This is a genomic window from Amycolatopsis sp. CA-230715 (assembly GCF_018736145.1).
GTDB lineage: Bacteria > Actinomycetota > Actinomycetes > Mycobacteriales > Pseudonocardiaceae > Amycolatopsis.
This window is the reverse complement of sequence record NZ_CP059997.1, coordinates 8,846,516-8,858,842: the sequence shown is the minus strand read 5'-3', so window position 1 is coordinate 8,858,842 and position 12,327 is coordinate 8,846,516. Positions and strand designations below refer to the sequence as shown.

General features: G+C 70.0%; 12 protein-coding genes. 7 read left to right on the top strand and 5 right to left on the bottom strand.

Going from position 1 to position 12,327, the window contains the following annotated elements:
* Window positions 1–71: 71 nt before the first annotated feature.
* Window positions 72–1,844, bottom strand: coding sequence for a M6 family metalloprotease domain-containing protein (locus HUW46_RS41415; RefSeq protein WP_254125465.1), 1,773 nt, complete (start codon window positions 1,842–1,844; stop codon window positions 72–74).
* A gap of 227 nt (window positions 1,845–2,071) precedes the next feature.
* Window positions 2,072–3,010, bottom strand: a complete 939-nt coding sequence (locus HUW46_RS41410; RefSeq protein WP_254125463.1) for a LysR family transcriptional regulator — start codon at window positions 3,008–3,010, stop codon at window positions 2,072–2,074.
* A 131-nt stretch (window positions 3,011–3,141) separates the two neighbouring features.
* On the opposite strand from HUW46_RS41410, the gene HUW46_RS41405 reads away from it, so the two are divergent.
* A complete protein-coding gene (locus tag HUW46_RS41405; RefSeq protein ID WP_215544112.1) occupies window positions 3,142–3,285 on the top strand; it encodes a hypothetical protein in 144 nt (47 codons plus the stop codon).
* A gap of 2 nt (window positions 3,286–3,287) precedes the next feature.
* Here HUW46_RS41405 and HUW46_RS41400 read toward each other — a convergent pair whose 3' ends face one another.
* Entirely contained in the window at window positions 3,288–3,767 is a 480-nt protein-coding gene (locus HUW46_RS41400; RefSeq protein WP_254125461.1) for a MarR family winged helix-turn-helix transcriptional regulator, read from the bottom strand.
* 97 nt (window positions 3,768–3,864) lie between these two features.
* Between HUW46_RS41400 and HUW46_RS41395 the strand changes: the two genes are divergently transcribed.
* Window positions 3,865–4,968 (top strand): cytochrome P450, encoded by a 1,104-nt coding sequence (locus HUW46_RS41395; protein WP_215544111.1) that lies wholly within the window; start codon window positions 3,865–3,867, stop codon window positions 4,966–4,968.
* 64 nt (window positions 4,969–5,032) lie between these two features.
* Complete coding sequence (locus HUW46_RS41390; protein ID WP_215544110.1) at window positions 5,033–5,206, top strand: hypothetical protein; 174 nt, start codon at window positions 5,033–5,035, stop codon at window positions 5,204–5,206.
* A gap of 5 nt (window positions 5,207–5,211) precedes the next feature.
* Here the strand turns inward: HUW46_RS41390 and HUW46_RS41385 are convergent, their stop codons facing one another.
* The gene (locus HUW46_RS41385; RefSeq protein WP_215544109.1) at window positions 5,212–5,595 is read right to left on the bottom strand and encodes a DUF4267 domain-containing protein; all 384 of its coding nucleotides are present in this window, start codon (window positions 5,593–5,595) and stop codon (window positions 5,212–5,214) included.
* Between the two features lie 88 nt (window positions 5,596–5,683).
* Between HUW46_RS41385 and HUW46_RS41380 the strand changes: the two genes are divergently transcribed.
* Window positions 5,684–6,265 carry a TetR/AcrR family transcriptional regulator gene (locus HUW46_RS41380; protein WP_215544108.1) on the top strand — a complete coding sequence of 194 codons (582 nt, stop codon included), beginning with the start codon at window positions 5,684–5,686 and terminating at the stop codon, window positions 6,263–6,265.
* A 97-nt stretch (window positions 6,266–6,362) separates the two neighbouring features.
* The gene (locus HUW46_RS41375) at window positions 6,363–7,784 is read left to right on the top strand and encodes an alpha/beta hydrolase (RefSeq protein ID WP_215544107.1); all 1,422 of its coding nucleotides are present in this window, start codon (window positions 6,363–6,365) and stop codon (window positions 7,782–7,784) included.
* 35 nt (window positions 7,785–7,819) lie between these two features.
* On the opposite strand, the gene HUW46_RS41370 is transcribed toward HUW46_RS41375, so the two are convergent.
* Window positions 7,820–8,311 carry a universal stress protein gene (locus HUW46_RS41370; protein WP_254125455.1) on the bottom strand — a complete coding sequence of 164 codons (492 nt, stop codon included), beginning with the start codon at window positions 8,309–8,311 and terminating at the stop codon, window positions 7,820–7,822.
* A 19-nt stretch (window positions 8,312–8,330) separates the two neighbouring features.
* On the opposite strand from HUW46_RS41370, the gene HUW46_RS49170 reads away from it, so the two are divergent.
* The gene (locus tag HUW46_RS49170) at window positions 8,331–10,883 is read left to right on the top strand and encodes an ABC transporter permease subunit (protein ID WP_442860886.1); all 2,553 of its coding nucleotides are present in this window, start codon (window positions 8,331–8,333) and stop codon (window positions 10,881–10,883) included.
* Window positions 10,884–10,915: 32 nt separating this feature from the next.
* Complete coding sequence (locus tag HUW46_RS41360) at window positions 10,916–11,878, top strand: glycine betaine ABC transporter substrate-binding protein (RefSeq protein ID WP_215544106.1); 963 nt, start codon at window positions 10,916–10,918, stop codon at window positions 11,876–11,878.
* The last annotated feature ends 449 nt before the right edge of the window (window positions 11,879–12,327 follow it).

Sequence of the window (12,327 nt, the reverse complement as noted above, 5' to 3'; positions counted from 1 at the left end):
CCACCGTCGCATGTGGACAAAAGGAAGGGCGGGCGGTCCGCCGAAGCGAACCGCCCGCCCTTGTCGCCGTCTCAGTGCGCGCCGGGGAAGGAAACCCCGATGTCCACGGTCCGCCCACCGCGCTGTTCGCCGAACAGGCTGATCACCGTGCCGGTCTTCGGCACGTCCACGGAACTGCGCCAGGCACGCGGGTCGTACCAGGAGTTCCGGTCGTCGAAGGTCGGCTGCGCCGGTTGCGCCGGCTGGGTCACCTTGGCGGTGTACTTGACCCCGTCCGGGGTCGTGTTGTCCCACGTCAGGTTCAGCGGTTTGGTAGCGCTGAGAGTGAACGCCGCGTCGTACATCTGCACCCGCGGCCGGATCGCCCTGCCGTCGTCGGAGATGATCGGGCTGACGCGCGCGTCGACGGGCAGCACCTGGCCCGCTCCCCGGTGTTCGGAGACGTTGTTGTCCTTCTGGGCGCGGTTCCAGTACCACACCAGCATCCCCGGCTGGTAGGCGAAGCGCTGGAACAGGGTCGCGCCGTAGGAGTTGAAATACGCGTGCTGCAGGTCCTGGTCGTAGCCGATGTTGCGCCGGTTTTCCACCAGGTAGTAGCGACCCTTGCCGTCCTGGCCCGGCGGCAGGATCACCACCAGCGCCTGCGGGTTCGCGCCCTGCTTCGCGTTCGGCGCGTCGATGCGCACGTTCGCTTCCTGGCCGTAGCGCACCGCCTGGTAGTCGAGCCAGCCCAGCATCAGCTTTTCCCACGGGCCGAAGCCGCCGGGCGCGGTACCCCGGACCTTGTCCGAGTTGGAAAGCCACGAACCGCCGCTCATCACGGTCCAGAACCCGGTGGCGTTGTCCTGGCAGGCCAACGGGTCCTCGGCGCAGCCGTTTCCGCTGTAGTCGTAGAAGTCGGGCAGGCCGAGGTCGTGGCCGAACTCGTGGGCGAGCACGCCGACACCGGCGTTTTCCGGTTCGATCGTGTAATCGCTTGCCGCCACTCCGGTGGTGCCGATCGCCACCGGCTTGTCGGTCGCGCTGGAATGCGACCAGATGACTTCCTTCACGCGCGGGTCGAGGTGGCTCCCGAAGGTTTCGGCGCCGACACCGGCGTGCAGGACCATCAGGTGGTCGAGCTGGCCGTCCGGCTGGTCGAGGTGCTTGGCGCGGTTCCAGTTGTCGTACTGGGCGAGTTCCTTCTTGATGTCGGCGTCGGTCGCGCCCCCGGCCTTGCGCTGCGCGACCCAGTCGGCGAACCCGTCCGAAATGAGCTTGTCCATGGAGCCCTGCGCGGTGTAATACGCTTCGCTGTAAGGCACCTTGACCCAGTTGGTCACCTGGCCCTCGACCCCGAACCGGCCCTGCGACTGCTGCCGGTAGAAGTCCTTGAACGACGGCTGCTGGTCACCGAACAGCAGTTTCTGGTAGTGCGCCTGGTTGAAGTCGGGCACCCAGTAGGTTCCGTTGTCCTTCTTCGGGTCCGGTTTCGGAATCCCGTTGTGCACCGGACCGGCGGGGCCGCCGATCTCCGGTGTCGTCTTGTCCCCGAACTCCACCGCGAGCACGAACACCTTGTGCGTCCCGCTGATCTTCAACGAATCCACGGTCCCCGGTTCGCCGGTCGCGCGGGACTGGCGGCCACCGGAGAGGATTTCCCGTTCCAGCGCGTCCGCGGCGCGCTGCCGCTGGGCCTTCGCTTCGGGGGACGGGCGGTCGTCGTCCGGAAGTCCGGCACCCGTACCGGCGGCGGTGGCCACCGGGCCCGGTGCCGCGACGGCAGCACCGATCGGCACGGCCATCGTCACCGCGAACGCGGCAGCGACCACCACGCCCAGCTGTCTCTTCGAAAATCTGCCCACTTCATCGCCTTTCATCCTGCTGCAGAAAGGAACCGAACACGGGAACAGTGCAGCTCATCCAAACGTGACCGGTCGAGGACGAACAAGAAGCCAAACAGCGCAACATTCACTACTCCGTTGGGCACAGCAGCAGTGATCGCGCACGGCAATCGGAAGCCAGCATTTTAGCCGTTCCGCGAAGAATTCAGAACCCGCACAATTCCACAGTGGAATTCAGCGGCCGGTCGTCAGGCCGACCGCGGCCAGCCCGCCGCGGCCTCGTGGTCGCGCACCGCCTCTTCCAGAGCCCGTATCCCGAGGTCCACGAGCGGGTTCTGCCTGCTGCCCCGGCGCACGCAGGTGAGGATGCGGCGCGGCGGCACGTTCTCGTTCGAAACCGGTACCCGCACCGCCGCCTGGCCCGCGGGCCCCTCGGCCAGCCGCGGCACCAACGAGACGCCCAGCCCGTTCCCGACCAGCGACCAGACCGCGGGCCACTGGGTGGCGGCGTGCACGATCCGCGGCGAGAACCCGGCCGCCGTGCACAGCACCCGCACCCGCTGGGCGTGATCGCACGTGCCGGGGTCGGCGACGATCCAGTCCTCGCCCGCCGCGTCCTCCAGCCGCACCGACGCTTCCCTCGCCAGCGGGTGCTCGGCGGGCACCAGCATGATGTGCGGCTCCTCCAGCAAGGAACTGTGCTCGAACCGCGCGTCGTCCGGCAGTGGCTCGCCACCGGACGGCTCCACGACCGCGAGATCCACCTTGCCCGCCACCAGCAGGTCCATGCTCTGCGCGGTGTCGCATTCGCGCACCTGCACGCTGATTTCGGGATGGCTGCGCCGCAGCCGCCCCGCCGCTGGCGCGATCAGCCCGCTGATCGCGGTGGTGAAACCCGCGATGCGCAGCGGTCCGGTTCCCCCGGCCCGGTACGACGCCAGTTCCGCCTGCGCCTCCTCCCACCGGGCCAGCAACGCGTCGGCGTGCTCGACGAGCAGGCGCCCGGCCGAGGTCAGCTGGACGCCGCGGCCCTGCGGCTCCAGTAGCGGGACCTTGAGCTCGCGCGCGAGCTCGCGCAGGTGGTGGGAGACCGCCGACGGCGTGAGGTGCAGTGCCTCGGCGGCCGCGGTGACCGTGCCCTGCTGGTGCACCACGCGGAGCATGTGAAGCCGGCGCAGGTCAATCATGAAACGATTTTGCACACACCTGGGCAAAATCTGCAATGGACCGCAACGGTCGTCCGGGGCCATCCTGCTGTCAGGGGGCGCTTCCCGATCCCCGCGAAGGCCTCCGAAGCAGAGCAAAGGACCTGAGACACATGCTGTTCTTGATCATCATGCTGGAAATCGCCGCGCTGTTCGCATTGGGATTCCGCCTGGCCGCCGGGACACAAGGGACCACGCGCGTGCGTGATTGGTCGCTGACCTCGCTTTACCCGCGGCCCTGCGAAAAGCAGGACTGACCTCACTCCTCGGCCAGCACCTCGCGCATGGTGACGCGCAGCCGCGCGAGGAACTCTTCGAACTCCTCCAGCTTTTCCACCGGGTACTGCGCGATCAACGCGTCGATGGGCGACACCAGCAGCCCGCCGAAGAACTCCTGCGCCGGGCCTTGGATTTCCCTGCTGGCGCGCAGGGTCACGACGCGCCGGTCGGCCTGGTCGCGAATCCTGACGACGTGCCCGGCGCGTTCGAGCCGGTTGAGCAGGTTGGTGGTCGCCCCGGAGGTCAGCGAGACGCGTTCGGCGAGCCGCGCCGGCGACAGCGGGACTCCCTTGTCCTCGGCGTACAGGATCTCGGCGAGCGCGGCGGCATCGGTCGCGTGCAAGCCGAGGAAACCGGCGAAGCGGCGGGTGAGTTCGGTGTAGCTCGCACCGAACGACCGGAGCCCCTCGACGAGCCGTTCGCGGTGCTCGGCCATCTCCTCGGCCTCGGTCCGCCCCATCGGCATTCTCCCTGCGATCGCGTTGACAACCGGCTCGCCAGCACTCTACCTTCCCCGTGAAATCACTTCACCATGAAGCTAAATTGCGGAGGAACCTGTGCCCCACACGCCGTTCGAACCGGCCAGCCGCACCCTTGACGACGCGGACCGCACGCGTTCCGCCCTCCGTGCCGCGGGCCCGATCGTCCGCGTCGAGGCCCCTGCGGGAGGATCGGCGTGGATCGTCACCGACGAGGTCCTCGCACGCGAGGTCCTCAACGACCCCCGGATCACCAAGGACCCCGCCGGAGCACCGTCGAGCTGGGTGCACGCCGATCTCGAACCGACTGCCGCACAACAACTTTCGCTCACCACCCTCGACGGCGCGGAGCACCTTCGGCTGCGCAAGGCGCATTCCCCGCTGTTCACCGCGAAGCGCACGCGGGAACGCGCCGACCGGATCACGGCGATCGCCACCGAGCTGCTCACCGCACAGGCCGCGCAGGGGGAACCGGTCGATCTGATGGCCGACTTCGCGACGCGCTACCCGTTGACCGTGCTGCTCGATCTGCTCGGTATCCCGCTCGACCGGGTCGACGACGCGATCGGAGCCTGCCGGGCGATGGTCAGCGGGCAGGTCCCCGAGGCCATGGCCATGTTCTCGGCCATCGCCGCGGCCGGGCTCGCCGACGGCCGCGACGGTCTCGCGGTCGAACTGCGCGACCGGGTCCCCGCGGAGGTCACCGAGGACGAGCTGCACTACCTGGTGTTCACCTTGCTCTTCGCCGGACAGCTCACCACCGACGCCGCTATCGGGTTCGTCCTCGCGCGCACCCTCGATGCCGACGTTCCCGTCGAGGCGCTCGGCTCACTGGTGGACGAGACGCTGCGGCAGTACCCGCCCGCGCCGTTCACGTTGTGGCGGTTCACCTCGACGGAGGTCGAACTCGCGGGCGTCCGGCTGTCCGCACGCTCCCCCGTGCTCGTCGACATCCGCGGCATCAACGCCACGGGGGCCCACCCGGATCTGACCTTCGGCGCCGGTCCGCATTACTGCATCGGCGCGCATCTCGCGAGGCTCGAACTCCGCGTCGCCGCGCAGGTGCTCCGGACCGCGTTCCCGCAGGCCACCCTCGCCGTGCCGAAACACGAGCTGCGCCAGCAGGATTTCGGCGGTATCCAGGGCGCGCGGCTCACCGCCCTGCCGGTGCTCCTGCGGTAACGCGTCATTTTCCGCGCATCGGGTAGTCCCACCGTGGAAGCCGACTACCCGAGGAGGCGCACCGATGAGAACTCTCACGACCGATCAGCTGCACCCGGCACCCGATCTCACCGAGAGCCCCGAAGCGGCCGAGGAGGCGCGCAAGGCGGCGTTGACCGTGGCCGCGCACGCCCGCGACCGCGCCGAATGCGCGGACCTGCTCGAAATGCTGGGCCTTCACGAGCAGCGCCCGCGCTGACGGACTCACGAACCGGCGCCGAGCAGGAACGCACCGACCAGCACGAGTAGCGCGGTGCCGCCGTGCACCCCGTACGCCATCGCCTTGCGGCCCCGGTACTTCAGCACGACCAGCGCGTCGCCGATCGGCGTGAGCGCGGCCACGGCCATCAGCACCGCCAGCACGCGCCATTCGCCGAACGCCAGCGGTACCGCGATCACCAGACCGGACACGATGTCGCGGACGCCCTTGAGGTTGAGCCAGGAATTCGCCGCCTCCGACGGCCAGTTCGGCAGGCCGAAGTTCGCGGCGAACGCCTGCGGCGTCACGAGGAACCGCACTCCGACGAAGATGATGAACACCGCGGTCGCGACCGCGATCGCCGCACCGATCCAGAGCTGCACCGACATGACCACTCCCATTTCCTAGCGTTGCTAGATTTCGGATCGACGCTAGCACGGCCAGCGCTAGAAGTGCTAGCAGTGCTAGGATCAGGTCATGCCCGTATCACCGCGCCGCGAGCGTGAACGCGCCGAGCGGCACCAGCTGATCATCACCACCGCGCGGGAGCTCGCCGAGCACGAGGGCTGGGACGCGGTCACGACCAGGCGGCTCGCCGAGCACATCGAATACAGCCAACCCGTGCTGTACAGCCATTTCTCCGGCAAGGATGCGATCATCGCCGCGGTCGCGACGGAAGGGTTCGCCGAACTCGCCCGTGCGCTCGAAGCGGCCCGCACGAGCGCGAAGCAGACGCGCGCGCGACTGGCCGCGATCGTGCACGCCTACGTCGAGTTCGCGGAGACGAATCCCGCGCTTTACGACGCCATGTTCACCCTCTCTACCGAGTTGCCGTTCGCCCAGCCGGACACCCCGGCACCGCTCCAGGACGGCTTCGCCCAACTGCACCTGGTGCTCGGCCCGCTGTCGGGCGACGGTGACCCCGGCCTGTTCACCGAACTCGGGTGGAGCGCGCTGCACGGGATCGTCACGCTCACCAGGGGCGGGCGGCTCCCCCGTGCGGCGCAGGCGGCACGGCTGGATCTGCTCGTCGAGCACCTGCTCGCGCGCACGGGCTGAATCCCGGCCTCCCGGAGGAGGCGCTCCGGCCTCGGGGCGGAGGCCGCGGCCCCGGATTTCCGCCACCCTCGGTGATCTCATCGAGGGAGGAATCATCGTGAAGACCCGGTTTCGCGCGCTCGCCGCGGTGGGAGCGCTCGCCGCGGGCTGCGCCGTCGTGCCCGCGAGTGCCGCCGCCGAATGGCATCCGTGCCAGGAGAACCCCGGCGCCGAGTGCGCGACCATGCGGGTACCGGTCGACTGGGCGAATCCCGCCGGGCCCTCGATCGGCATCGCCGTGGCGAGGCGCCACGCGACCGATCCCGCCGCACGCGTCGGCTCGCTCGTGTACGCACCGGCCGGGCCGGGCAGTTCCGGTGTCGACGCCGTGACGAACGACCAGCTCTTCGGCCTGATGTTCCCGCCGGAGCAGGCCGCGAAGTTCGACGTGGTCAGCTTCGACCCGCGTGGCGTGCGCAGGAGCGGCCCGGTCCGCTGCGACGGGAAGCTCGCCGGCGCGCTCGGCGACACGGCTCCGCGCGACCAGGCCGAGTTCACGCGGCTGCTCGGCGCGCAGGCCGCGCTGGGAGCGAGCTGTCGCGAACGGACGGGACCGGTCATCGATCACCTCGACAGCCGCACGCAAGCGCGGGATCTCGATGCGCTGCGCGTCTTCCTCGGCGAGGAGAAGCTGAACGTCTACGCGCTGTCGTACGGCACCGTCGTCGGTGAGATGTACGCGGAACTCTTCGGCGACCGCATCCGCGCGATGGTGCTCGACGCCGTGGTCGACCACAGCGCGGACACCGTGCGGACCGAGATCACCGGTGCCGCCGCGGCCGAGGACTCGTTCTCCTACTTCGCCGACTGGTGCGACCGCAGCACCGCCTGCTCGCTGCACGGCAAGCCGGTGCGCGCGCTCGTCGCCGCGCTCTATGCCAAGGCGGATCAGGGAAAGCTGACCGATCCCGACGATCCCGGCCGCCCGCTCGACCGGGGCGGGCTGGCGCACCGCATCCTCGAACCGCTCGGGAACGCGGGCGTGACCGAGGCCGCGAACCGGATCGCCCGGCTCGTCGCGGGCCCCTCGGCGGTGCGATCGGACCCGCCGTCGCCGGACGCGTTGCCGATCTACCTCTACTGCGCCGACCACCGCAGTTCGATCGGCTCCTACGCCGCACTCCGCGAGGTCACCGCGCGGAAAGCGGCGGTCGCGCCACTGGTCAAGACCGGCTGGCACGGCGTACCGCAGCTCTGCGCCAACCCGCCGTTCGCCACCGCCAACCCGCCGCACCGGCTCGACGCGGACGACGCGCCGCCGGTGCTGGTGACCAACTCCCGCTACGACGACTCGACCCCGCACGCCGGAGCCGCGCGCATCGCGGCGCAACTGCCAGGGTCCGCGTTCGTCACCTACGACGGGATGGGCCACGGCGCCGCCGTGCGCGGCCGGTGCATGCGCGACGTGGTCACCGCCTACCTCACCCTCGGCAGCACGCCGCCGCCCGGTCTGCACTGCCCCGCCGAGCCGCTGCCCTGACCCGGCTGTCCACTGTATCCGTCCGCTGTGGACGGTCAGGGCACCACGACGACCGGCCAGACCGCGGCGCGGACCATGCGGCTGGCCACCGAGCCGACGAGCCGGTGGCCAGCCTGCTCCGAGGCGCCGATGACCACCATGTCGGCGTTCGCCTCGGTGGCCGCGTCGCGCAGTTCGGGGAACACCTCGCCGCGCAGCACCATGAACGTGATGGACACGCCCAGTTCTTCCGCACGCGGGCGCAGTTCTTCGCGCAGCTGCTCGATGATTTCCTCGAACGTCTGCTGCTCTACGTCGGCGCCGCCCGCCGCGGCCAGACCGGTCCACATCGACGGCGCGGCGACGTACACGACAACCAGCCTGGCGCCCTGCCGCCGCGCCAGCCCCGCCGCGTACGAGCCAGCCCGTAACGCGGTCGGTGATCCGTCCACCCCGACGACGATCACCCTCGGCCCGTCGGTTCCCCGTTCGTACGGCCCGGTCGACCACGCGGGCCCGTACTCTTCCACCAGCTGCACCCTGCTCACGCCCGTCATTATCACCGGCGTGCGGTTCGCACGCCGAGTGCGCACGCCGACGCGCCAGCGGCGCCGCGCGGTTTCCCTGACGCCGCCGAACCTGGTTAGCTGTTCGCGGCCCGAGCTCGCTGGGGGCGGACCGGCCGGAGGGAGCAGACCGCTGGACCTGTTCGAGTACCTCGCGCAGAACTGGGTCGACGTCGTCAACGACGCGATCCTGCACGTCGACCTGACCCTGGCCGCGATGGCCATCGCGGTGCTGGTCGGCGTGACCGTCGGTGTCCTCACCTACCAGCGGCCCGCGCTCGCCTCGCTGGCCACGACCACCACCGCCGCGTTCCTGACCATCCCGTCGATCGCGCTGCTCGGCATCCTGATCGGCCCGTTCGGGCTCGGCCTGACCAACGTGCTCATCGCGCTGTCGCTCTACGCGCTGCTGCCGATCACCCGCAACACGATCGTCGGCCTGCGCGGGGTGGACAGGGCGATCATCGAAGCGGGCCGCGGCATGGGGCTGGGCAGGGCGCGGCTGCTGTGGCGCGTGCGCATGCCGCTGGCGTGGCCGGTGATCCTGTCCGGGATCCGCGTGTCCACGCAGATCACCATCGGGATCGCGGCCATCGGCGCCTACGTCAAGGGCCCCGGCCTCGGTAACGAGATCTTCGACGGGCTGGGCCGCTTCGGGTCGGTCAATTCGCTGAACCAGGTGCTCACCGGCACGCTCGGCATCGTCGTGCTGGCGCTGCTGTTCGACCTGGCCTACGTGGTGCTCGGCAAGCTGACCACGCTCCGGCGCGCACCCGCCGTCCTCGCCGGGAAACCGGGCGAAGCGGCCCGGCGCGCCGGCGAGGCGATCGAACTCACCGGCGTCAGCAAGCTCTACCCCGGCTCGGCGAACCCCGCCGTCGACAACGTGACCATGCGGATCCCGGCCGGTGAGATCGTGGTCCTCGTCGGGCCGTCGGGCTGCGGCAAGACCACCACGATGAAGCTGATCAACCGGATGATCGAGCCGTCGTCCGGCGAGATCACCGTCGGCGGCACCGACGTTCGGGCGCTCGATCCCGACGAGCACCGCCGCAACACCGGGTACGTCATCCAGCAGACCGGGCTCTTCCCCCACCTGCGGGTGGCCGCGAACATCGGCGTGGTGCCGAAGGTGCTCGGCTGGGCGCGCGAGCGGATCGCGGCGCGCGTCGGCGAGCTGCTCGCCGTGGTGGGCTTGTCCCCCGAGCACGCCCGCCGCTACCCCGGGCAGCTCTCCGGCGGTCAGCAGCAGCGGGTCGGCGTCGCCAGGGCGATGGCCGCGGACCCGCCGGTCATGCTGATGGACGAGCCGTTCGGGTCGACCGACCCGATCACCCGCGCGCGCCTGCAGGACGAGTTCCTCCGGCTGCAGCGCGAAATCGGCAAGACGGTCGTGTTCGTCACCCACGACTTCGACGAGGCGCTCAAGATGGGCGACCGGATCGCGGTGCTGCGGCCGCGGTCGGTGATCGCCCAGTACGACACCCCGTCGGCGATCCTCACCGCGCCCGCCGACGACTACGTCGCGAGCTTCATCGGATCCGGTGCCCAGCTCAAACGGCTCGCCCTCATCCGGCTCGACGAAATCGACCTTGGCGCCGACGCTGACGGTGACCTGCCGGAGTTGCCAGCGAGTACGACGCTGCACGACGCGCTCGACACCATGCTCCGCACCGGCGCGGGCACCGTGCGCGTCACGCGGGACGGCGCCGTCGTGGGCACCTGCGATCTGGACCGCATCGTGTCCGCGCTGCCGCCGAGCCAGCTCCCCGCCGACCGCCCGCCGACGCCGGACCCCGATGACGCCGCGGTGCCCGCCGCCGCGCCGCGCAAGCGGAACTGGCGCGGGCTGGTCGTGCGGCCGGTGCTGCTCGCCGTCGCGCTGCTCGCGCTGTACTTCGTCGTCCGCGCGCAGCCGATCGACTCGATCGAAGGCCGCTACCTCAACGGGAACGAGATCGCCGCCGAGCTCTCCGACCACGTCGTGCTCTCGCTCGTCGCGACGCTGTTCACCGTCGTCATCGCGGTTCCGCTCGGGATCCTGCTGACCAGGCCGGGCGCGCGCTGGATCCGGCCGATCGGGCTCGCGCTCGGCAACCTCGGCCAGGCGATCCCGTCGATCGGGCTCGTCGTGCTGCTCGCGCTGTGGATCGGCACCGGGACCACCACGGCCGTGATCGCACTGGTCGTGTACGCGACGCTTCCGGTGCTGCGCAACACGATCGTCGGTCTCGAAGGCGTCGACACCGGCGTGATCGACGCGGCGCGCGGGATGGGCCTGTCCCGGGTCGCGGTGCTGCGCCGCATCGAACTGCCGCTCGCGGTCCCGGTGATCCTGGCGGGCATCCGGACCGCGCTCGTGCTGACCGTCGCGAGCGCGACGCTGGCCACGTTCATCGACGGCGGCGGGCTCGGTGGTGGGCTCGTCGCGGGCATCGGGCTGTACCGGCCGGTGCTGAGCCTGTCGTTCGGCATCATCGTCGCCGCGCTCGCCTTGTTCGCCGACTGGCTGGGGCTCCTCGCCGAGGAGGTGCTGAAACCCCGCGGCCTGTGACCCGTCCGTTTCGATCCGAAGGAAGTTCCGCAATGCGCATCCGACGTCCACTGGCGGCCTTGCTCGCCGTCGCCGCGCTCGCCGCTGGCTGCACGATCAGCAAGAACGACGACCAGGCGAAGGTCGGCGACGGCTCGATCAAGAAGATCGACGCACTGAGCGGGGCGAAGATCCGGGTCAGCTCCAAGGAGTTCGACGAGCAGCTCCTGCTCGGCCAGATCGCACTGGTCGCGCTGCAGGCGGCGGGCGCCGACCCGGAGGACAAGACGAACATCACCGGGTCGAGCAACGTCCGGCAGGCACTGACGAGCGGCGCGGTGGACCTGTACTGGGAGTACACCGGCACCGCGTGGGTCAGCTTCCTCAAGCAGACCAAGGGAATCCCCGAACCGCAGGCCCAGTTCGACGAGGTGAAGAAGGCCGACGCGGCGAACAACATCACCTGGTGGTCGCGCTCCCCCGCCAACGACACCTACGCGATCGCGGTCAACAAGGCGGCGCAGCAGCAGACCGGGGTGAAGACGCTCTCGGACTACGCGAACCTGATCAAGACCAACCCCGCCGCCGCGTCGACGTGCATCGGCTCGGAGTTCAAGAGCCGCGACGACGGATTCCCCGGACTTGCCAAGGCGTACGGGTTCACCCTGCCGCCAGGCCAGGAGCACCTGCTCAACGACGCCGTGGTGTACCCGAGCGTCGGCAAGGGCGACACCTGCAAGTTCGGCTCGGTGGCCGCGACCGACGGCCGGGTGTCCGCGCAGCAGCTCGGCGTGCTCGAAGACGACAAGAAGTTCTTCCCGATCTACAACCCGGCGATCAGCATCGCGACCCCGATCGCGCAGAAGTACCCGCAGCTGCAACAGGTCTTCGACCAGATCGCGGCGAAGCTCGACACCGGCACGCTCACCGAGCTGAACAAGAAGGTGAGCGTCGACGGCCAAAAGCCCAACGCGGTCGCGCGCGACTGGCTGAAGTCCGCGGGCTTCATCGCCTGACGCGCGGGTCCACAGTAGACTCTCGCGGGCCCGAAAGATGCTCCTACAGAAGGCAGGGCGGGCCGCGGGTGTCGTCGAAGGCTCTGCTTGGGGCGTTGAGCGTCCCGATCTCGGCCCTCGTGGTGAGCTGCCGCCCTGGCGCCTGTCCCCGAAGGTGGCCTTCGGGGCGCTAGACGCCGCGAACTCGCCCCTCGCACCGCACTCTCGCCACCCGCGCGCAGGCCCGAAGCGGGCGTTCGCGTGCCCCGAAAGTGACGTTCAGGGAATCCAGCGCCCCGAAGGTCACTTTCGGGGCACCGGAAACCGGGGTCGCACCTCCACGAGAGTGAGGAAAGTGGCGCTAGGCGCCCCGAAGGTCACCTTCGGGGCATGCGCGGCACTGCCCGCGTGCCCCCGCGAGGGCCGAGAAAGTGGCGTCAGGGTCCCCGAAGGTGGCCTTCGGGGACCAA

What these genes read in the sequence shown, in the direction of transcription:
- HUW46_RS41410 (WP_254125463.1), bottom strand. Translation starts at nt 3,010, where the DNA reads ATGATTGACCTGCGCCGGCTTCACATGCTCCGCGTGGTGCACCAGCAG.
- HUW46_RS41405 (WP_215544112.1), top strand. Translation starts at nt 3,142, where the DNA reads ATGCTGTTCTTGATCATCATGCTGGAAATCGCCGCGCTGTTCGCATTG.
- HUW46_RS41400 (WP_254125461.1), bottom strand. Translation starts at nt 3,767, where the DNA reads ATGGGGCGGACCGAGGCCGAGGAGATGGCCGAGCACCGCGAACGGCTC.
- HUW46_RS41390 (WP_215544110.1), top strand. Translation starts at nt 5,033, where the DNA reads ATGAGAACTCTCACGACCGATCAGCTGCACCCGGCACCCGATCTCACC.
- HUW46_RS41385 (WP_215544109.1), bottom strand. Translation starts at nt 5,595, where the DNA reads ATGTCGGTGCAGCTCTGGATCGGTGCGGCGATCGCGGTCGCGACCGCG.
- HUW46_RS41380 (WP_215544108.1), top strand. Translation starts at nt 5,684, where the DNA reads ATGCCCGTATCACCGCGCCGCGAGCGTGAACGCGCCGAGCGGCACCAG.
- HUW46_RS41360 (WP_215544106.1), top strand. Translation starts at nt 10,916, where the DNA reads ATGCGCATCCGACGTCCACTGGCGGCCTTGCTCGCCGTCGCCGCGCTC.